The sequence below is a fragment of the Burkholderia sp. AU18528 genome (genome assembly GCF_002223215.2).
In the GTDB taxonomy this organism is placed as follows: Bacteria; Pseudomonadota; Gammaproteobacteria; order Burkholderiales; family Burkholderiaceae; genus Burkholderia; species Burkholderia semiarida.
The window spans coordinates 668,415-689,012 of sequence record NZ_NKFC02000005.1; the positions used below are offsets into that span (position 1 = coordinate 668,415).

The following is a 20,598-nucleotide window of genomic DNA, read 5'->3' on the forward strand; positions in this document are numbered from 1 at the left end:
CCTTTTAAAATTGGCACGTCAGGCGCAAAAGGATTAAAACAGCTTCACGGCCGTCATCAATCCGACGTAAAGTCGCCCCCAATCCGTCGTAAATCGATTCAGGATAATCGCCTTGATCTCGATCAATAAAGAGCCTGCGCCGCCCTCGCGGCCGGCCGGCCCGATCGGCTGGCGCGCGCGCATCGCCGCATGGGCACGCGGACCGACCCTCGCCCGCGACATCACCCTGGTGCTGATCGTCAAGCTGATCCTCCTGATGTCGCTCAAATACGCATTCTTCAATCATCCGCAGGCCGAGCACATGTCGTTGCCGCCTGCCGCCGTGGCCGAGAAGCTGCTCTCGGTGCCGGCGCCTGCACCCACCGAGGGAGACCACCATGATAAGTAGCGAAGTCGTCGATCTGTCGCGTCTGCAGTTCGGCATCACGGCGCTCTACCACTTCCTGTTCGTGCCGCTGACGCTCGGCCTGTCCTGGCTGCTCGTCATCATGGAAGCCGTCTACGTGATGACCGGCAAACAGGTGTACAAGGACATGACGCAGTTCTGGGGCAAGCTGTTCGGGATCAACTTCGCGATGGGCGTGACGACCGGCATCACGCTCGAATTCCAGTTCGGCACGAACTGGTCGTACTACTCGCACTACGTCGGCGACATCTTCGGCGTGCCGCTCGCGGTCGAAGGCCTGATGGCGTTCTTCCTCGAATCGACGTTCGTCGGCCTGTTCTTCTTCGGCTGGAACCGCCTGTCGAAGGTCAAGCACCTGATCGTCACGTTCCTCGTCGCGCTGGGCTCGAACCTGTCCGCGTTGTGGATCCTCGTCGCGAACGGCTGGATGAACAACCCGGTCGGTGCCGAATTCAACTACCAGACGATGCGCATGGAGATGACGAGCCTGTTCGACGTGCTGTTCAACCCGGTCGCGCAGGTGAAGTTCGTGCATACCGTGTCGGCCGGCTACGTGTCGGCGGCGATGTTCGTGCTCGGCGTGTCGTCGTGGTACCTGCTGAAGAAGCGCGACGTCGACTTCGCGCTGCGCTCGTTCGCGGTCGCGGCCGGCTTCGGCCTCGCGGCCACGCTGTGCGTGATCGTGCTCGGCGACGAATCGGGCTACACGACCGGCGAAGTGCAGAAGATGAAGCTCGCCGCGATCGAATCCGAATGGGAAACGCAACCGGCGCCCGCGTCGTTCACGCTGATCGGCATCCCGAACCAGGAGGAACAGCGCACCGACTACGCGATCAAGATCCCGTACGCGCTCGGCCTGATCGCGACGCGCTCGATCGACGAACCCGTGATCGGCCTGCGCGACCTCGCGAAGCACAGCGAGGAGCACATCCAGAGCGGGATGATCGCGTACGGTGCGCTGCAGAAGATCAAGCAGGGCGACACGAGCGACGCGACGCGCGCGCTGTTCGACCAGCACAAGCAGTATCTCGGCTACGGGCTGATGCTCAAGCAGTTCACGCCGAACGTGACCGACGCGACGCCCGAGCAGATCAAGGCCGCCGCGAAGAAGACGATCCCGCCCGTCGCGCCGGTGTTCTTCTCGTTCCGGATCATGGTGTTCCTCGGCTTCCTGTTCGTCGCGACGTTCGTTGCCGCGTTCTGGTTCTGCGCGCGCCGGCAACTGCTGCAGGACAACCGCCGCTGGTTCCTGCGCTACGCGGTGTGGGCGATCCCGCTGCCGTGGATCGCGATCGAATTCGGCTGGATCGTCGCCGAGCTCGGCCGCCAGCCGTGGACGATCGCCGGCGTGCTGCCGACGCACCTGTCCGCGTCGAGCCTGCAGCCGAGCGACCTGTACCTGAGTCTCGCCGGCTTCATCCTGTTCTACACCGCGCTGTTCGTCATCGAGATCAAGCTGATGTTCAAGTACGCGCGCCTCGGCCCGTCGTCGCTGCATACCGGCCGCTATCACCACGAACTCGCCGCTGCCGGCGAGCGGGCCGCGGTTTGAACACGCCCTCGCAACCGAACAAGGAATCGCTATGGACTATGCAACTCTCAAGCTGATCTGGTGGGTGCTCGTCGGCGTGCTGCTGATCGGCTTCGCCGTCACCGACGGCTTCGACATGGGCGCGACCGCGCTGCTGCCGTTCCTCGGCAAGACCGACGAGGAGCGCCGCATCATCGTCAACACGGTCGGCGCGACGTGGGAAGGCAACCAGGTGTGGCTGATCACGGCCGGCGGCGCGATGTTCGCGGCCTGGCCGCTCGTCTACGCGGCGTCGTTCTCCGGCTTCTACTTCGCGATGCTGCTCGTGCTGTTCGCGCTGTTCTTCCGGCCGGTGGGCTTCGACTACCGCAGCAAGCGGCCGGACCCGCGCTGGCGCGCGGGCTGGGACTGGGGCCTGTTCGCCGGCGGCTTCGTGCCGGCGCTCGTGTTCGGCGTCGCGTTCGGCAACCTGCTGCAGGGCGTGCCGTTCAAGTTCGACAGCGACCTGCGCGTGACCTACTACGGCGGCTTCTGGGCGCTGCTGAACCCGTTCGCGCTGCTGTGCGGGCTCGTCAGCCTCACGATGCTCGTCGCGCACGGCGCGGCGTTCATCAAGATGAAGACCGACGGCGCGATCGCGCGCCGTGCGTCGATCGCGCTGCGCGTGGCGTCGTTCCTCGCGGTCGTGCTGTTCGTGCTGGCCGGCGTGCTGGTGGCCTCCTACATCGGCGGCTTCCACATCACCCACGCCGCGCCGACCGACACCGTCGCGAACCCGCTGCTCAAGGACGTCGCCGCCGGTTCGGGCCTGTGGCTCGCGAACTACGGCGACTATCCGTGGATGATCGCGGCGCCGGTCGTCGGGATCGCGGGCGGCGTGCTCGCGCTGCTGCTCGCCGGCTCGAAGCAGGAAAAGACGGCGTTCTTCTGCACCGGCCTGATGATCGCCGGCGTGATCCTGACCGCGGGCTTCTCGATGTTCCCGTTCATCATGCCGTCGTCGCTCGACCCGCGCAGCAGCCTGACCGTGTGGGATTCGACGTCGAGCCACATGACGCTGCAGGTGATGCTGTTCGCGGTGATCGTGTTCCTGCCGATCGTGCTGATCTACACGAGCTGGGTGTATCGCGTGATGCGCGGGAAGGTCACGCACCAGACGCTCGAAGAGAACAAGCACTCGATGTATTGATGCATTGAACCGGGTCGGGGCGCGCGGGCGCCTCGCCCGCCGTTCCACCGTTTCGCAAGGAGTCGGACCATGTGGTATTTCAGCTGGATTCTCGGTATCGGCGTCGCGCTGTCGTTCGGCATCGTCAACGCGATGTGGCTCGAAGCGCGGCAGAAGACGCAGGAAGCGCCCGTGCGGGCACGCCGCGACTGACGCACAGGCGCACCGGCGCACTGACGCGTGACGCGCGCGCCGATCGCGCGCCGCCACCGCCCGGAAGGGAAAGAACCTCGCTTCACGCGAGGTTTTTTTTCGTCCTGGCCGCGCGCGGGCAGGCGTCGTGCATCGATGCCAATTTAGCGCCAGATTGATACCACTTGAATACCAATAAAAGGTTTCATAAGATCGTTGGACACGGCCGCTGACAGGCCGATTCCTTCTGGGTGGGGAGACATGCGAATCCCGTGTGTGGCGTGCCCGTGCGCGCCGTGTCGACGTCCGTGTGCCGCGGCGCGCGCCGTCGTCGCGATCCCGTGCGGCCGCACGCATGCCGTCGGCCGCGGCCGCGTCGTCGCCGCGGCGGTTGCCGCGCGCCGCCGATGAATCCGCGCACGCGGCCGCGCCGATCCGATCGGCACGCATGCCCGCCTCCCGTTCCGTAACGCACGCTCCCGCGTGCCGAATGCGCGCGGTGCAGCCGCATCGCCCCGCGTGCAGGCATCTCCCGCAGCTCCACTGAAAGACCCGATCGCAGCGACGTCGCGTCACGACGCCGCCACGCCCTCTTTTTCTCAGGAGTTCGAATGAAGCGTACCTTGCCATCCCTCATTGCCGGTCTGCTGCTCGCGGTGCTGCCCCCCACCGCGATCGCCGCGGTACCGGCGTCGCCCGCCGCCGGCGCGACCGCCGGCGCCGCGCAAGCAGCCAGCCTCGCGACGGTGCTGTCGAACGGGCTCGCGTTGCGCGTGGCCGTCGACAACAACCATGCGGCCGCCGCGGGCGTACCCTGCGCCGATCTCGGCGCCGACGGCGCGGCCTGCGCGACGGGCCGCCTGATCCTGCAGAACCGCGGCCACCAGGCGATCGCCGACGGCGGCTGGAAGCTCTACCTGCACAGCATCCGCCGCCTGCTGCGGATCGACCGCCCGGGCTTCGCGCTGCGACGGCTCACCGGCGACCTGTACGAACTGACGCCGCAACCGGGCTCGGTGCGGCTCGCGCCCGGCGAGCGCATCGAGTTGCCGTTCGTCGCCGAATACTGGCTGCTGCGTTACAGCGACGTGATTCCGCGCCCGTATGTCGTCGTCGACGGCGCGCCGCCGGCCGTGCTGCGCTACAACGATACCGACAACGAGCTGCGCTACGTCGAATCGCTGCCGGCCGACGCGCAGAACAATTCGACCGGCAACGCGCCGCCCGTGGCCGCACGGCCCGATCCGGGCCGCGCGCTGCCGAGCGTGAAGCGCGAACTGCCGCTGCCCGGCACGCTCGAGCTGCGCGGCGTCGAACTCGCGCTGCCGGACCTGCCGGACGCGCAAGTCGCGGCGCTGCGCGAGCGCGCGACGACGCTCGGGCTCGACGGCGCACGCGTGCCGGTTCGCGGCTTCGTCGCGCCGCGCCGGCTGCCGGCCGACCTCGCGACACCGGGCGGCTACCGGCTCGCGATCGGGCCGCGCGGCGTGCTGATCGAAGGCTACGATCGCGCGGGCCTCTACTACGGCGTGCAGACGCTCTACTCGCTCGCGCCGGCCGGCGGCGGCCCGATTCCCGCGATGCTCGTCGAGGATGCGCCGCGCTTCACGCATCGCGGCATGCACGTCGACCTCGCGCGCAACTTCAAGCAGCCGGCGACGCTGCGCCGCCTGATCGACCAGATGAGCGCGTACAAGCTCAACCGGCTGCACCTGCATCTGTCCGACGACGAGGGCTGGCGCATCGAGATTCCCGGCCTGCCCGAGCTGACCGAGATCGGCTCGCGCCGCTGTCACGACCCGGACGAGACGCGCTGCCTGCTGCCGCAGCTCGGCTCCGGCCCCGACAACCGCTCGGGCGGCGGCTACCTGACGCGCGACGACTACGTGACGCTCGTGCGCTACGCGGCCGCGCGTTTCGTGCAGATCATCCCCGAGATCGACATGCCCGCGCACGCACGGGCTGCCGTCGTGACGATGGAGGCGCGCTACCGGCGGCTGCATGCGGCCGGCCGCGAGCAGGAAGCGAACGCGTATCGGCTGCTCGACCCGCAGGACACGACGAACCTGACGACGGTGCAGTTCTACGACCGGCGCAGCGACCTGAACCCATGCGTGCCGGGCGCGCTGAACTTCGCGTCGAAGGTGATCCGCGAGATCGCGGCGATGCACGCGGACGCGCAGGCGCCGCTGCAGACCTGGCACTACGGTGGCGACGAAGCGAAGAACATCTTCCTCGGCGGCGGCTTCCAGCCGCTGAACGGCACCGACCCGAACAAGGGGCGCATCGATCTGGCCGCGCAGGACAAGCCGTGGGCGCGGTCGCCCGCGTGCACGGCGCTGCTCCAGCGCGGTGAGATCAAGTCGATCGACGAGCTGCCGACGCGCTTCGCGAAACAGGTGAGCGCGGCGGTCGACGCGAACGGGATCGGCACGATGGCCGCGTGGCAGGACGGCATCAAGCATGCGAACGGGCCGCGGGATTTCAGCACGCGCCACGTGATGGTGTCGCTGTGGGACACGATCTTCTGGGGTGCGTCGGACAGCGCGCGCGATCTGAGCGGCAAGGGCTACCAGACGGTGCTCGCGCTGCCCGACTACCTGTACTTCGACTTCCCGTACACGCTCAATCCGCGCGAGCGCGGCTACTACTGGGGCTCGCACGCGACCGACGAGTACAAGGTGTTCTCGCTCGCGCCGGAGAATCTGCCGCAGAACGCCGAGGTGATGGGCGACCGCGACGGCAACGCGTTCGAGGTGACGGGCACGGGCCCCGCGCCGCGCATCGAGGGCATGCAGGGCCAGGCGTGGGGCGAGGTGATGCGCAACGACACCTTCCTCGAATACATGACCTACCCGCGGCTGCTCGCGCTGGCCGAGCGCGCGTGGCACCGGGCCGACTGGGAGCTGCCGTATGCGGCCGGCGTGCGCTTCAAGCGCGGCGACACGCACCACGTCGACATCGCCGCGCTGCAGCGCGACTGGGCCGGCTTCGCGACGCTGCTCACGCAACGCGAATTGCCGAAGCTCGACCGGGCCGGCATCGGCTACCGGAAACCGACCTTCACGCTGACGAATCCGTGAACGGTTGAACGGCCTGGCAGTCGGCGCGTCAGGCGAAGCGGGCCCACGCATCGCCTGTCGCGCATCGAGCATTGCCCGCGCCAAAGAAGAAACGGCTTGCGACGTACGCGTCGCAAGCCGTTTTTCGTTTCATCCCCGGCCGGACCCGCCACGCGGCTCCGGCCGGCTTCACCGCCTCACGCCGGTTGTGCCGCCGCCCCGCCGCCCGACGGCGGCAGGCGCGCGCCGAGCTGTTCGGCATAGCGTGCGGCCGCGTTGCCGCAGACGATATGGAACGTGTCGAGCGACACCCATGCGACGTCGAGTGCGCCGAGACGCTCGCGATCGACCGCCGACGGATCGCGCACGACCACGCGCAGGCGCGTGGTGGCCACCGCATCGAGCGACACGACGTTGGTCGCGCCGCCGAATACCGCGAGCCAGCGCGTCGGCTCCGGATCGAGCGGGCCGGCGGCCGCGCCCGTGACGGGCTGCGCGGCGGCGGCCGGCGCCGTCGCTGCCGCGCCGCTGCCGATCGCGGCGCGCATCTCGTCGGCGATGATGTCGGCCTCCGGCCCGATGATCACCTGCACGCTGTTGCCGCCGCGCTTGAGCACGCCGCGTGCGCCGATCGACTTCAGTTCCGGCTCCGATACCTTTTCCGGATCGACGACGCTCAGGCGCAGGCGCGTCGTGCACGCGTCGACGACCGACAGGTTGGCCGCCCCGCCGAGCGCGGCGATGTAGCGTTGCGCGCGCGGTGCGGCGGCCGTTGCAGCCGCGCCCGCGGCCGGCGCGACGAAGCCGCCCGATGCGTACGATTCCGTGGCCGCATCGGCCGAGGCCGGCTCACGGCCCGGCGTGGCCATGTTGAACTTGCGGATGAAGAAGCGGAACAGCCCGTAGTACGCGACGCCGTACGCGATGCCGAGCGGGATCGCGATCCAGCCCTTCGTCGACAGCCCGTAGTTCAGCACGTAGTCGATCGCGCCGGCCGAGAACGTGAAGCCGAGCTTCACGCCGAGGATCTGGCAGATCGCGAGCGACAGCCCGGTGAGCACCGCGTGGATCACGTACAGCACCGGCGCGAGGAACATGAAGCTGAATTCGATCGGCTCGGTCACGCCGGTCAGGAACGACGTCAGCGCCATCGAGAACAGCAGGCCGCCGACCATCGCGCGGCGCTCCTTCGGCGCTTCGTGCAGCATCGCGAGACACGCGGCCGGCAGGCCGAACATCATGATCGGGAAGAAGCCGGCCATGAAGGTGCCCGCGGTCGGATCGCCCGCGAAGAAGCGGTGCAGGTCGCCGTGCACGATTTCGCCGCCGGCCGGCGGCGTGAAGTTGCCGAACACGAACCATGCAAGCGAGTTGATGATGTGGTGCAGGCCGGTGACGAGCAGCAGCCGGTTCAGGAAGCCGAACACGAACGCACCGATCGCGCCCGCCGTCGTCAGCCACTGGCCGGCCGCGTCGATCGCATGCTGGATCGGCTGCCACACGTACCCGAACGCGATGCCCAATATCACGCACACCAGCCCCGTGATGATCGGCACGAACCGCTTGCCGCCGAAGAACGCGAGGTAGTCCGGCAGCTTGATGTCCTTGTAGCGGTTGTACAGCAGCCCCGCGACGACACCCGCGATGATCCCGGACAGCACGCCCATGTTCAGCTTGGGATCGATGTCCTTCATGATCGCGGTTTCGATCAGGTAGCCGATTGCGCCCGCGAGCGCCGCCACGCCGTTGTTGTCCTTCGCGAAGCCGACCGCCACGCCGATCGCGAACAGCAACGGCAGGTTGTCGAAGATCGCGCCGCCGGCGTCGGCGATCATCTTGATGTTGAACACGTCCGGCTGGCCCAGCCGCAGCAGGATGCCGGCGACCGGCAATACCGCGATCGGCAGCATCAGCGCCCGACCCAGGCCCTGTATTTTCAGAAACGGATTCCCGTCCATTCGATCCTCCAATCCATGTCTCGTCGTTAAGCGTCGTTGACCTAATTGCTTTCGTAGTAAAACGGGCCGCGAGCCCGCCGACGACGCTCAGTCGAGCGGCCAGACCTCGCGGCTTGCTGCCCTTACCGCCTGTGCCGAATCGAGCGCGAGCAGATCCTGCGCGCGCTGACGGCACAACTGGTAATCGAGACGGCGCACACGCGCCTTGATGCCCGGCACCGACACCGGATCGACCGACAGCTCGGTCACGCCGAGGCCCACCAGGACCGGCACCGCGAGCGGATCGCCGCCGAGCGCGCCGCATACGCCGACCCACTTGCCGTGCTTCGCGGCGCCGCGCACCGCGATGTCGATCAGGCGCAGCACGGCCGGATGCAGGCCGTCGGACTGCGCGGCGAGATCGGCCTGGCAGCGATCCATCGCGAGCGTGTATTGCGTGAGGTCGTTGGTGCCGATCGACAGGAAATCCGCATGCTGCGCGAGCTGGTCGGCCAGCAGCGCGGCCGACGGCACCTCGATCATCACGCCCACCTCGATCGGCTCGGTGCGGCCCTGCGCGCGCGCGAATTCGTCGATGCGCTTCCTCAGCCGCACGAGTTCGCCCGCGTCGGTCACCATCGGCAGCAGGATGCGCACCGCGCCGAACGGTTTCACCGCGAGCAGGCCCTGCAACTGATCGTCGAGCAGATCGGGGCGCACCTGCGCGAGACGGATGCCGCGCAGCCCGAGCGCCGGGTTCGGTTCGGGCGGCAGCGTCAGGTAGTCGACTTCCTTGTCCGCGCCGACGTCGAGCGTGCGGATGATCGCCGTGCGGCCCTGCAGCGCGTCGACGATCGACTGGTAGCTCTGCTGGTGCTCGACGACGGTCGGCGCGGCCTGGCGGTGGATGAACATCAGTTCGGTGCGCAGCAGGCCGACCGCATCGGCGCCGTTGTCGACCGCGGTGTTCGCGTCGTCGAGCGTCGCGATGTTCGCGGCGACCTCGATCGCGCGGCCGTCGACGGTCGCGGCCGCAACGCCGGCCTGTTGCCGGTTCGCCTCGCGCACGCCGTCCAGGCGCTGGCGCTCGTGCCGCGCGCGCTCGACGTCGAGCGCGGTCGGCGCGTGTTCGAGCCGGCCCGCGCTCGCATCGACCACGACCTGCGTGCCGTCCGGAATCGTGTACAGCGCATCGCCGACCGCCACCAGCGCCGGGATGCCGAGCTGCCGCGCGATGATCGCCGCGTGCGACGTCGCGCCGCCGCGCGCCATCACGAGCGCGGTCACGCGCTCGCGATCGAGCGACGACAGGTCGGACGGCGTGAATTCGTCGGCCGCGAGCACGGCTTCGTCGGGTAGCGTGCGCGCCGCGCCATTCGTGTGGCCGAGCGCGCGCAGCACGCGCTTCTCGATGTCGCGCAGGTCGGCCGCGCGCTCGGCGAGCAGCGCGTCGTCGAGCTTCGACAGCGTGTCGATCTGCGTGCGGATCGTCTCGCGCCACGCGAAGCCGGCACCCTTGCCGAGGCTGATCAGGTCGCGCGCCGCGTCGATCAGCGTCGGGTCTTCCAGCAGCACGCGATGCACCGCGAAAATCCCCGCCTCGCCGACCGCGCCGCGCGCCGACGCGTTGCGAACCGTTTCGGCGAGTTCGGCGTCGACCGCCTTCAGCGCCTGGTCGAGCCGGCGGCTTTCGGACGCGGGCGTTCCGGCCGCCTGTTCGGGCGGCACGATGTCCGCATCGTCGAGACGCACCAGCGTGCCGACCGCGATGCCGGGCGCCGCGCACACGCCGGCGAGCGTGTTCGGGTCGAGCGCCGCGCCGGTCGCGTGCACGATGGTTTGCGGCGCGGGCGATTTCAGCCGCGCCGGCTTTTCCTCCACTTCGCCGTGCGCCTCGCGCAACAGCTCGCGCTCGACCGCATCGACGGCCTGTTGCGCGTGCGCGCCGCGGCCGACCAGTTCGACCGTCGCGCCTTCGCCGGCGCCGAGACCGAGCAGACCGACGACGCTCGCGATCGACGCCTTGCGGCCGTCGAACAGCACGTCGACGCTCGCGTCGAACCCGCGCGCGGCTTCGCGCGCCCGCGCGGCCGGCCGCGCATGCAGGCCGCCCGGCTGCGCGAGCACGATCTCGCGGCGCACTTCGTTGTGCGCGGCCGCGCCGGCCTGCGCCGCCTGCGCGGCGGCTTCGCCCTTGCCGCGCAGCACGAGCAACGGCGTCTCGCCGGCCGTCGCGAAACCGCTCGCGCGGTCGACCACCTCGAACGCATCGGAATTCGCGATCGCGATCACCGACACGAGCGAATGCGCGTGACGCGCCACCGCGTCCTGGTCGAACTCGATCAGCAACGCGCCCGCTTCGACGCGTGCGCCGGCTTCGACGTGCGCGATGAAGCCCTGCCCGTTCAGCTCGACGGTGTCGATGCCGATGTGCAGCAGCACTTCCGCGCCTTGCGGCGTCGTGATCGTCACCGCGTGGCCGGTGCGCGCGAGATGCGACACGACGCCCGCGCACGGCGCGACGAGCCGGCCCGCGAGCGGGTCGATGCCGATGCCGTCGCCGAACATCCCGCCGGAGAACACCGGATCGGGCACGTCGGCCAGTGCGACGATCGGCCCCGTCAACGGGCTGAGCAGGATGATCTGATCGTGGGTGGGGCTCTTCAACTGGGACTCCTCGGCGCGTCTCATCGGCTTTCTCGGCTATCAGTGCGTTTCGGTGACTTTGTTCAGGTGGCGCGGCGTATCGGGATTGCGGCCGCGCGCGACGGCGAGATCCGCCGCCATCACGTAGAACGAAAGAATGGCGGCGATCGGGTCGAGCGCCGGATGGGCGGACTGCGCGAGCGGCAGCACGGTGCCCTTTACGTCGGGCGTGCCGGCGGGCGCCGCGAGCAGCACGGCGGCGCCGCGTGCGCGCATGTCGGCGGCGAGCTGCAGCAGCCCGGCCTGTTCCGGCCCGGGCGGCGCGAACACGAGCAGCGGATAGTCGCGGTCGATCAGCTCCATCGGGCCGTGACGGACTTCGGCGCTCGAGAATGCCTCGGCCTGGATGCCGGACGTTTCCTTCAGCTTCAGCGCGGCTTCCTGCGCAATGGCGAGGCCGAGGCCGCGGCCGATCACGATCATCCGCTCGACGCCCGCGAGCGCGGCGACGGCCGCCGACCAGTCGAGCCGGCCGGCCTGCGCGAGCACGTCGGGCAGGCCGCGCAATGCGGTGACGAGCGCGGCGTCGCGCTGCCAGTACGCGACGATCTGCGCGGAGGCCGACAGCATCGCGATATAGCTCTTGGTCGCCGCGACCGACAATTCGGGGCCAGCCAGCAGCGGCAACTGGTGCTCGCACGCGTCGGCGAGCGGCGACGGCAGCACGTTCACGGCGGCGACCGTGCGCGCGCCGGCTTCGCGCAGCGCGGCCATCGTGTTGACGAGATCGGGGCTCTTGCCCGACTGGGAGAATGCGATCGCGAGCTGATCCTGCACCTTCAGCGGCGCCTGCTGCAGCGTCGCGACCGACATCGGCAGCGACGCGACCGGCACGCCGAGGCGGCTCATCGTCAGGCTCGCGAAATAGCTGGCGGCATGATCCGAGCTGCCGCGCGCGACCGTCAGCGCGACGGCCGGCGGGTGATCGAGCAATTGGCCGGCGAGCGCTTCGACGCGCGCGGTGTCGGCGAGTTGCGCGGCGACGACCTGGGCGGACTCGCGCGCTTCCTTAAGCATATTCGACAATCGATTCTCCTTCGACGTAGGTCGCGGTGAGGTTCAGGTCGCGATCGAACACCGCGAGGTCGGCCCATGCGCCGAGCGCGAGGCGGCCGCGATCGGCGATGCCGAGGTAGTCGGCCGCGTAGCGCGACATCCGGTTCGACACGTCGGCGATCGGCAGGCCGAGCGACACGAGGTTGCGCAGCGCCTGGTCCATCGTCAGCGTGCTGCCGGCGAGCGTGCCGTCGGCGAGCCGCACGCCGCCGAGGCATTTCGTCACGTGCTGGCTGCCGAGCCGGTACTCGCCGTCGGGCATGCCGGTGGCGGACGTGCTGTCGGTCACGACGTACAGGCGCGGGATCGCGCGCAGCGCGGCGCGAATCGCGCCCGGATGGACGTGCAGCAGATCGGGAATGATTTCCGCGTATTCGGCATGCGCGAGCGCCGCGCCGACGAGGCCCGGGTTGCGGTGATGCAGCGGCGACATCGCGTTGAACAGGTGCGTGAAGCCGCACGCGCCGTGCTTGAGCGCGGCGACCGCATCGTCGTAGGTCGCGAGCGAATGGCCGAGCTGCACGCGCACGCCGCGCGCGGCCATCTCGCCGATGATCTCGATGTGGCCCGCGATTTCCGGCGCGAGCGTGACGACGCGGATCGGCGCGATCGACAGGTACTTCAGCACTTCGTCGAGCACGGCCGACACGGCCGCGTCGGGCTGCGCGCCGAGCTTGCCGGGGTTGATGTACGGCCCCTCGAGATGCACGCCGAGCACCCGTGCGCCGCCCGGCGTGCGCGTGCGCGCGACGGTGCCGAGATTCGCGACGACCTCCATCAGCTCGTCGCGCGGCGCGGTCATCGTCGTCGCGAGCAGGCTCGTCGTGCCGAATTGCGCATGCGTGCGGGCGATCGTTTCGATCGCGTCGCCGCCTTCCATCACGTCGGCGCCGCCGCCGCCATGCACGTGCAGGTCGATGAAGCCGGGCAGGATGTACGGCGCGTCGTTCGTCGCGGGATCGACGGGCGTGCCGTCGAGCGTGGTGATGCGGCCGTTCTCGCTATCGAGCGAGCCGTGAATCCAGCCGTCGGGGGTGAGGATGTTGCCAGTCAGCATGACGTGTCTCTTGATGATCGGGTGACGCGGGCATCCGCGTCGCGATTGGCCAATTCGTTGCGATTCATTGCGCGCGATTGCGTTCCATCGCGATCGCGCGAGGTGCGCAGGCAGTCGCGCGCGTCAGCGTTTCAGTTCGGCGACGAAGTCGTAGTAGTCGTCGCGGCAATACGTTTCGGTCACTTCGATCGCGCGCTGGTCGACGCCGTAGCCGATGCGCGTGATCACGAGGAGCGCCGAGCCCGGCTTCACCGCCATCCATTTCGCGATCGCGTGCGTCGCGTTCGCCGCGCGAAAGTGCTGCAGCGCTCGCACCACGGTCATGCCGCGCGCCTCGAGGTATTCGTACAGCGACGCGCCGAGCACCTGCGGATCGGGCACCGCCGCGGCCGGCAGCGTCGAATGCTCGACCGCCATCACGATGCCGTCCGCGCGGCGCAGCCGTTCGAGCCGCGCCACCGTCGCGCCGGGCGCGAGGCCGAGATGCGTGAGCTCGTCGCGGCTCGCGGCGCGCAGCGTGCGCGACAGCCACACCGAATCGGGCACGAAGCCGCGCTGCCGCATCTTCGCGGTGAAGCCGACGAGACGCGACAGCGGATCGGCGACGCGCGGCGTGATGAAGCTGCCCGCGCCGCGCGCCCGCTTGATCAGGCCCTGCTCGACCAGCAGCGCGAGCGCACGACGCGCGGTGATCCGCGATACGCCGACCGACACCGACAGCAGCCGCTCCGACGGCAGCGCCTCGCCGGCCCGCCACGCGCCGGCGTGGATCGCGCTCGCCAGACTACGGGCGAGCTGCAGATAGAGCGGCGTGTCGTCGAGGGGATCGGGCGCCAGTTCGGCCCAGCCGGTTTCCATGTGCCTCCGCGTGTCGGACAACGATCTCGGACCGTCGAAAGTGAATGCATTATATAACCACCATAATACCAGTCAACGAACTGGTATTAGCGCCGCGGAAACCGCCGAAAGCCTTGCACGGCAAGCGTTTTAGTAGCGGGAAAGCCTTTGTTTACAATGCGGTGCGGGATAGGGATTTACCCGAAGTGGTATGCAAGGGGACAGTTCGAGTGCACGGTTCGACCAGATTTCGGGCGTGAAGATGAGACCGGAATAGAACCAGTTAGGCCAACTGGTATGCACCTGCCGAGCAGGCCTGCGCGATGCAAGCGTCAGTGGAATTCGCGGCTCGACGTGCGCAGCCCGCCGAGCAACGGCGTCAGATCCTCGAAATGCTGCGCGACGAGGTGCCTCACGTCGCTGACGACCTGCCACACGCCGGCCGCCGCGAGCAGCCGCGAATCGAGCGTTTCGCGGCGCTGCCGCGCGAGCAGCTCGGGCCGGACGATTACGTTCACGCAGCCCGTTTCGTCCTCGAGCGTCATGAACATCACGCCTTTCGCGGTGCCCGGCATCTGCCGTGCGATCACGAGCCCGCACGCGCGCGCGAGCCGGCCGTCGGGACGATCGCGCAACTCGGCCGCGGACGACAGGCGCTGCGCGCGCAGCGCCGGCCGTAGCAGCGCGACCGGGTGGCGGTTCAGCGTGAGGCCGGTGGTGTGATAGTCGGCGAGGATGTCGTCGGCTTCCGACGGCGCGCCGAGCGCGGGCTGCTCCGCCTCGTCGATCGGCGCGGCGGCCAGCAGGTCGCGCTCCGGCGCCGCGGCGACGGCCTGCCACAACGCATCGCGGCGATGGCCGGCGAGCGTCGCGAGCGCGTTCGCGGCGGCGAGCGCTTCGAGATCGCGGCGCTCGAGCTGCGCGCGGCGGGCGAGGCTGTTCACGGTGTCGAACGGGCCGGCGGCGCGGGCGGCTTCGATGCGCCGCGCGGCGGCTTCGCCAAGGCCGCGCACGAGCGACAGGCCGAGCCGCACGGCTGGTTGGCCATGTGGAGGCGGCTGATCGGGCAGCGCTTCGAGCGACGCCTCCCAGCCGCTTTGCGTGACGTCGATCGGCAGCACCTTCACGCGATGGCGCTTCGCATCCTGCACGAGTTGCGACGGCGGATAGAAGCCCATCGGCTGGCTGTTCAGCAGCGCGGCGAGAAAGATCGCGGGCTCGTGGCATTTGAGCCAGCTGCTCGCGTACGCGAGCTTCGCGAAGCTGGCCGCGTGGCTTTCGGGGAAGCCGTATTCGCCGAAGCCCTTGATCTGCTCGAAGATCTGTTCGGCGAATTCGCGCGTGTAGTTGCGTTCGAGCATCCCGCTGATGATCTTGTCCTGATATTTCTCGAGATTGCCCTTGCGCTTCCATGCGGCCATCGCGCGACGCAAGTCATCCGCTTCGCCAGGCGTAAAACCCGCGGCGACGATCGCGATCTGCATGACCTGCTCCTGGAAGATCGGCACACCCAGCGTGCGAACGAGCACTTCCTTGAGCGCGTCGCTCGGATACGTGACCTCGCCCTCCTCTTCGCCGGCCACGATCCTGCGCCGCTTCAGGTACGGATGCACCGCGCCGCCCTGGATCGGGCCGGGCCGCACGATCGATACCTGGACGACGAGATCGTAGTAGTTGCGCGGCTTCAGCCGCGGCAGCATCGACATCTGCGCGCGCGATTCGATCTGGAACACGCCGACCGTATCGGCACGGCAGATCATGTCGTAGGTCTCCTTGTCATCCTGCGGAATGTGTTTCAGCGTGAACGGTTCGCCGTCCGGTTCCGGCGGCCCGCGCCACGCGGTGCGCAGGTCGAACGCGCGATGCAGCGCCGACAGCATGCCGAGCGCGAGCACGTCGACCTTCATCAGCCCGAGCGCCTCGAGATCGTCCTTGTCCCACTGGATCACGCGCCGCCCGTCCATCGCCGCGTTCTCGACCGGCACGAGCCGCGTGAGCTTGCCGCGACTGATCACGAAGCCGCCCGAATGCTGCGACAGGTGACGCGGAAAATTGAGCAAGCGCCCCGCCAGTTCGGCCCATGCCTTGATCATGGGCGTCGCCGGATCGAGCCCGGTCGACGCGAATTGCTGCAGCAGATCGCGGCTGCCGTCGAACCAGCGATGCCCCTTCGCGACCCGATCGACCAGCATCGGATCGACGCCGAGCGCCTTGCCGGTTTCGCGCAGCACGCCACGCGGGCGATACGTCGAGACGGCGGCCGCGAGCGCGGCGCGGTCGTGCCCGTATTTTTCGTAGATGTGCTGGATCACCTCTTCCCGACGCTGATGCTCGAAGTCGACGTCGATGTCGGGCGGCTCGCCCCGCTTCTCGCTGATGAAGCGCTCGAACAGCATCGTGCTCTGATCGGGATCGACCTCGGTGATGCCGAGGCAATAGCAGACGACCGAATTCGCGGCCGAGCCGCGGCCCTGGCACAGGATATTCTGGCTGCGCGCGTATTTGACGATGTCGTAGACGGTCAGGAAAAACGGTTCGTAACTCAGCTTCGCAATCAGGTCGAGTTCATGGCGGATCAGCTTCTCTACCTTTTCCGGGATGCCGTTCGGATAACGCACGGCCGCGCCCGCCCGGGTTTCCTGTTCCAGATAGCGCGTCGGCGTGAGCCCCTTCGGCACGATCTCGTCGGGATATTCGTAGCGCAGCTTGCCGAGATCGAAATCGCACGCATCGAGCATCGCGCAGGTTTCACCAATCTCTTGCGGCGAAAACAGCTTCGCTATCCGTCCACGCGCACGCAGATGCTGCTCCGCATTCGGCGCGAGCGCATACCCGCACTCGGCCACCGGCATGCCGATGCGAATCGCCGTCATCACGTCCTGCAACGCCTTGCACGAACGCCGGTGCATCGTCACGTCGCCGAGCGCGACGATCCGCACGCCGCGCCGTTTGCCGGCCGCACGAATCTCGTCGCGCTGCGCGCCGTCGAGCGCACGCTGCAACTGCACGAGCCCGAGCCGCGCGCGCTCGCCGAACGTCGCGCGAAACCAGGCGACCTGCGCATCGAGCACGTCCGCCCGCACTGGATACGTCGGCACGAGGATCGCGAAGCAGTCGGGCATCCCGCGCAAGTGGGCAAACTCCGCCGGCGGCGCCGACAGCATCCGCGACGTCAGCGTGTAAGTGCCCTTCGGCGCCGCCATCCGCCGCCATGAAATCAGCTCGGAGAGATTGCCGTACCCGTCGCGGTTCTGCGCGAGCAGCACGAGCCCGAACGCACCGGGGCCCGGATCGTGGCCGGGCGCGACTTCATCCGGCGTGACGTCGAAATACGAACCGACGACGAGCGGCAGCCCTTTCGCCTTCGCGGCGACATGCATGCGCGGCGCGCCGGCGAGCGAACACTCGTCGGTGATCGCGATCCCGCGATAGCCGAGTTCCGCCGCGCGCTCGACCAGTTCTTCCGCATGCGACGCGCCATGCAGGAACGAAAAATTCGAGCGGCAGAACAACTCCGCGTAATCGGGCAGCAAACTGAATTCCGCAACCATCTCCGCTCACCCGAACAAACCGTGCAGAAACCAGCGCGGGGCCGCCTGACTGCTCGTCCGCTCCTTGAATACCCAGTAGCACGCGCCCTCTTCGTCCTGCGCGACGTGGTAATCGCGTGCGATCAACTGCCCGTCGAACCACCCGGCTTCGATTCGCTCGGCCGACGACATCATCCGGAGCGGCGTATGGAATACCGGCCGCTCGCCGCGCATCAGCAGCGGCAACGGTTCGGCCAGCAACCACGCGGGACGCGGCGGCGCAGCGGGCGGACCGGCGGCCGGCTTGCCCGCTTGCGCATCGAGCGGCAGCCAGCGGTTCGCGGCCTCGGGCCGGTAATCGGCGACGGGCGCCGCGCGCAGCACGTTGTCCGCGCCGAGCCGCGCGACCAGCAGTTCGAGCAACCGCTCGCGGGTTTCCCGCGTACCGCCCGGCTCCGGAAAAAGATCGTCGGCCGGCGGCGCGATCGATTCGACGCGCGTGGCCTTCAGCCGCACCGCGATCACCGCGGCCGGCAACTCGACGCGCGCGAGCCGCTCGCCGAGCAGCCGCATGAAATGCACCTCGTCGCGCACGGGTGCGGCGAACGCGAGCGCGAGCGGCGTCGGCGGCACGGCCTGACGGCCGCGCTCGTGCTCGAGATCGAACGTCATCGCGGCCAGCGACAGTTGCCGCGCGGCCAGCCAGCCGCATAGCTGCACGACGAGCCGCCGCGCGGCGAACAGCACGGCTTCCGCGTATTCGACGCGCTCCGCCAATTCGAGCCGCACGTCGAATACCGGCGGCACCGCCATCCACGCAAGCGGCTCGACCGCTTCACCGTATGCACGATCGAGCACGGCCAGCAGCGCGGGACCGCAGCGCCGCTGCAGCCCCGCGCGCGGCAGGCGGCGCAGATCGGCGAGCGTGCGGCAGCCGAGACCGTCGAACCAGCCCGCATATGGGCGCGCATCGGGCAGCAGCACACAGGGCAGCCGGTCGAGCGTGCGGACGAGCGAGGCCTGACGCGCGACACGCCGCCGGATGCGGGCGCGCGCCGACGTGCGCGCGAGCAGCCACGCGCCGCGTCCGGTCGGCGCGGCGGACAGGCGCACCGCATAGCCGAGCGCCGCGAGCGTCGCCCGCACCTGGCGGCACAGCGACGGCAGGCCGCCGAACAGGCGCAGGCTCGGGCCGACGTCGACGATCAGCGTGGCTTCGTCGTCGAGCGCGACGCACGGCGAGAAGCGCAGCAACGCGAGCGCGACCGCGCGCAGCGCATCGGCTTCGCGGGCGGGATCGCGTTCGACGAGCTGCGTCGCGGGTGCGAGCGTGAGCACGCCGCCGCGCTTCATGCCCGCACGTACGCCCTGCCGGCGCGCGGCCGCATCGGCGATCAGCACGACACCCTGCTCGAGCACCGCACAGCCGGCCTCGCTGGCCTCGCCGGCTGCTGCATCAGACGGCGGCGGGACGCACACGTCGAGCGGCAGGCGCGGCAGATGGATGCCGAGCAAGACGCGCATAGCGGCTCTCCACGATGGGTGACGGCAAATCGAGCACGAGCGGCTCGCTGCGCGCGGGCCCGCGACGCTTGACGATGTCGAGCGATACGCCGCCCGGCACCGGATGCAGCGCGACGCGCAGCACGGCCGGCGACGGCTGCCGCGCGACCGACAGCGGACGCAGCATCACGAACAGCGTGTCGCCCGTGCGCGCGGCCGCGAGATGCAGACGCCGCAGCGCATCGGGCCGCGCATCCTGCCAGAGCAGCAGCGCGCCGCAACAGCCGGTCTTGAGCGCCTGCTCGGCGGCCCACAGCGCATCGGTGCGGCTGCCGGCGCGCAGCCACAGCAGCGCGTCGGCCGGCACGCCGAGACTGGCGAGCGCGGTGGCATGCGGCGCCTGCGGCGGCGCGACGAGCGCAAGCGGCCGCCGCGCGCTGACGGTGCGGGCGAGCGCGGGCGCGAGCAGCCGCATCTCGCCGCAGCCGGGCTGCGCGGCCAGCAGTTCGACGAGACCGCCGACCGGCCAGCCGCCGCCCGGCAACTCGGCGGACAGCGGCGCGAAGCCCGTTTCGACCGTGCGGGGACCGCCGCGCGCGAGCTGCGAGCCGCGCCAGAGGGACGGATGAAGGGATTCGGGAGTAATGGAGGATGCGAGCATGACGCCACCCACAACTGTATGGATATACAGTATATGGCAATGCGTCCGCGTCGCACAGTACTGGTACGAAACCGGTTTTCGTCGGAGGAAACCGGGGAAAAGCCGGCGCGCCGGTTCGGGCGCAACGCGCCAGCCGCGTTGACCGCTTTACGTTATGCTGTCCGCCGACCCGATCCACACCATCGGAGGAGACTTGAAACGAACGATTCGTGCAATCGCATGCGCGACCATTGCGCTGGTACTGCCAGGAGCAGCCTTCGCGCTGACCGACGGCAACGCGCAATACGACGACTGCATGCTCAATGCGCTACGTGAGAGCCGCAACGGCGCCGCCGCGCAGCTGATCCAGCGCTCGTGCGACGCGCTGTACCGCAACAACGCGATGCTGCTGCCGCGCGAACGGCGCTTTCACGAATGCGTCGTGCAGTCGCTGCCGGGTGTGCGCGACAACTACGCGATCCAGCAGATCATGTCGATCTGCTCGCGGCGCGGGGAGATGTGAGCGGTCAGTCGTAGAGCCAGCGTCCCGCTTTTGCCGATGCGATCAGCATTCGAACATTCAGATCCGGAACACGATGGATCACTTTTTTCTTGAATGGATTGATCAAGTCTAAAAATGAGGAATCGTCTTCCGGGTAATATTTTTTTATATCGAATCCACTTAAATCAACATTAAATTTCACCGAATACTCCCGCATCAGATCCTCGACCTCACAATCATCAAAACTCAAGTCCAGATCCAAATCGGTACCTTCCGTTATCTCATCAACCACGAATGAAATAGGTAATCCAGATTTCTTCCTTACAAACTCAATCACCCTTTTCTCAAGATCTACCATAGCCTATCTCCCTCCCTTGCCACTCTATTGTAGTGGGCCACCGTCTCGCCGGCGACAATGGCGGCGGGATGCAGGTACCGGAAGCTACATACTGGTTTTAGCTTCAAACGACG

Annotated in this window: 15 protein-coding genes; 6 read left to right on the plus strand and 9 right to left on the minus strand. The window is 68.5% G+C overall.

The genetic code is table 11. The features are described 5' to 3' along the window. The first annotated feature begins 106 nt into the window (after positions 1-106). The 5 genes from cydP to CFB52_RS14760 all read left to right on the plus strand — a co-directional run bounded on the left by cydP (position 107) and on the right by CFB52_RS14760 (position 6,380). Positions 107-388, plus strand: coding sequence for a cytochrome oxidase putative small subunit CydP (cydP, locus tag CFB52_RS14735; protein ID WP_179231750.1), 282 nt, complete (start codon positions 107-109; stop codon positions 386-388). Then, positions 378-1,958: a cytochrome ubiquinol oxidase subunit I gene (locus CFB52_RS14740; RefSeq protein WP_059575619.1), complete on the plus strand. Its 1,581-nt coding sequence runs from the start codon at positions 378-380 to the stop codon at positions 1,956-1,958. Before cydP ends, CFB52_RS14740 begins: the two co-directional genes overlap by 11 nt. Positions 1,959-1,989: 31 nt before the next feature. Continuing rightward, positions 1,990-3,126, plus strand: a complete 1,137-nt coding sequence (gene cydB, locus CFB52_RS14745) for a cytochrome d ubiquinol oxidase subunit II (RefSeq protein WP_059575617.1) — start codon at positions 1,990-1,992, stop codon at positions 3,124-3,126. A gap of 69 nt (positions 3,127-3,195) precedes the next feature. Beyond that, positions 3,196-3,318, plus strand: coding sequence for a cytochrome bd-I oxidase subunit CydX (gene cydX, locus CFB52_RS14750; RefSeq protein ID WP_006477761.1), 123 nt, complete (start codon positions 3,196-3,198; stop codon positions 3,316-3,318). A 590-nt stretch (positions 3,319-3,908) separates the two neighbouring features. Continuing rightward, positions 3,909-6,380 (plus strand): family 20 glycosylhydrolase, encoded by a 2,472-nt coding sequence (locus CFB52_RS14760; RefSeq protein WP_099316835.1) that lies wholly within the window; start codon positions 3,909-3,911, stop codon positions 6,378-6,380. A 176-nt stretch (positions 6,381-6,556) separates the two neighbouring features. Here the strand turns inward: CFB52_RS14760 and nagE are convergent, their stop codons facing one another. From nagE to imuA, 8 genes are all read right to left on the minus strand, one after another. After that, a complete protein-coding gene (gene nagE, locus CFB52_RS14765; protein ID WP_180278213.1) occupies positions 6,557-8,317 on the minus strand; it encodes an N-acetylglucosamine-specific PTS transporter subunit IIBC in 1,761 nt (586 codons plus the stop codon). An 87-nt stretch (positions 8,318-8,404) separates the two neighbouring features. Further along, positions 8,405-10,987: a phosphoenolpyruvate--protein phosphotransferase gene (gene ptsP / locus CFB52_RS14770; protein WP_099316837.1), complete on the minus strand. Its 2,583-nt coding sequence runs from the start codon at positions 10,985-10,987 to the stop codon at positions 8,405-8,407. A gap of 15 nt (positions 10,988-11,002) precedes the next feature. After that, positions 11,003-12,019, minus strand: coding sequence for an SIS domain-containing protein (locus CFB52_RS14775; RefSeq protein ID WP_099316838.1), 1,017 nt, complete (start codon positions 12,017-12,019; stop codon positions 11,003-11,005). Then, the gene (gene nagA, locus CFB52_RS14780; protein ID WP_099316839.1) at positions 12,012-13,115 is read right to left on the minus strand and encodes an N-acetylglucosamine-6-phosphate deacetylase; all 1,104 of its coding nucleotides are present in this window, start codon (positions 13,113-13,115) and stop codon (positions 12,012-12,014) included. Before nagA ends, CFB52_RS14775 begins: the two co-directional genes overlap by 8 nt. Positions 13,116-13,238: 123 nt before the next feature. Beyond that, positions 13,239-13,973 carry a GntR family transcriptional regulator gene (locus CFB52_RS14785; RefSeq protein ID WP_099316840.1) on the minus strand — a complete coding sequence of 245 codons (735 nt, stop codon included), beginning with the start codon at positions 13,971-13,973 and terminating at the stop codon, positions 13,239-13,241. Positions 13,974-14,284: 311 nt separating this feature from the next. Further along, positions 14,285-17,503, minus strand: a complete 3,219-nt coding sequence (locus CFB52_RS14790; protein WP_099316841.1) for an error-prone DNA polymerase — start codon at positions 17,501-17,503, stop codon at positions 14,285-14,287. A gap of 6 nt (positions 17,504-17,509) precedes the next feature. Further along, positions 17,510-19,006 carry a DNA polymerase Y family protein gene (locus CFB52_RS14795; protein WP_099316842.1) on the minus strand — a complete coding sequence of 499 codons (1,497 nt, stop codon included), beginning with the start codon at positions 19,004-19,006 and terminating at the stop codon, positions 17,510-17,512. Then, positions 18,939-19,646 carry a translesion DNA synthesis-associated protein ImuA gene (gene imuA / locus CFB52_RS14800; protein ID WP_060966623.1) on the minus strand — a complete coding sequence of 236 codons (708 nt, stop codon included), beginning with the start codon at positions 19,644-19,646 and terminating at the stop codon, positions 18,939-18,941. Before imuA ends, CFB52_RS14795 begins: the two co-directional genes overlap by 68 nt. Before the next feature lie 193 nt (positions 19,647-19,839). Here imuA and CFB52_RS14805 point away from each other — a divergent pair, with 193 nt between their 5' ends. Continuing rightward, on the plus strand, positions 19,840-20,148 hold the full coding sequence (locus tag CFB52_RS14805) for a VF_A0006 family four-cysteine protein (protein WP_099316971.1): 309 nt from the start codon (positions 19,840-19,842) through the stop codon (positions 20,146-20,148). A gap of 4 nt (positions 20,149-20,152) precedes the next feature. Here CFB52_RS14805 and CFB52_RS14810 read toward each other — a convergent pair whose 3' ends face one another. Next, on the minus strand, positions 20,153-20,485 hold the full coding sequence (locus tag CFB52_RS14810) for a DUF1493 family protein (protein WP_099316843.1): 333 nt from the start codon (positions 20,483-20,485) through the stop codon (positions 20,153-20,155). Between the last annotated feature and the right edge of the window lie 113 nt (positions 20,486-20,598).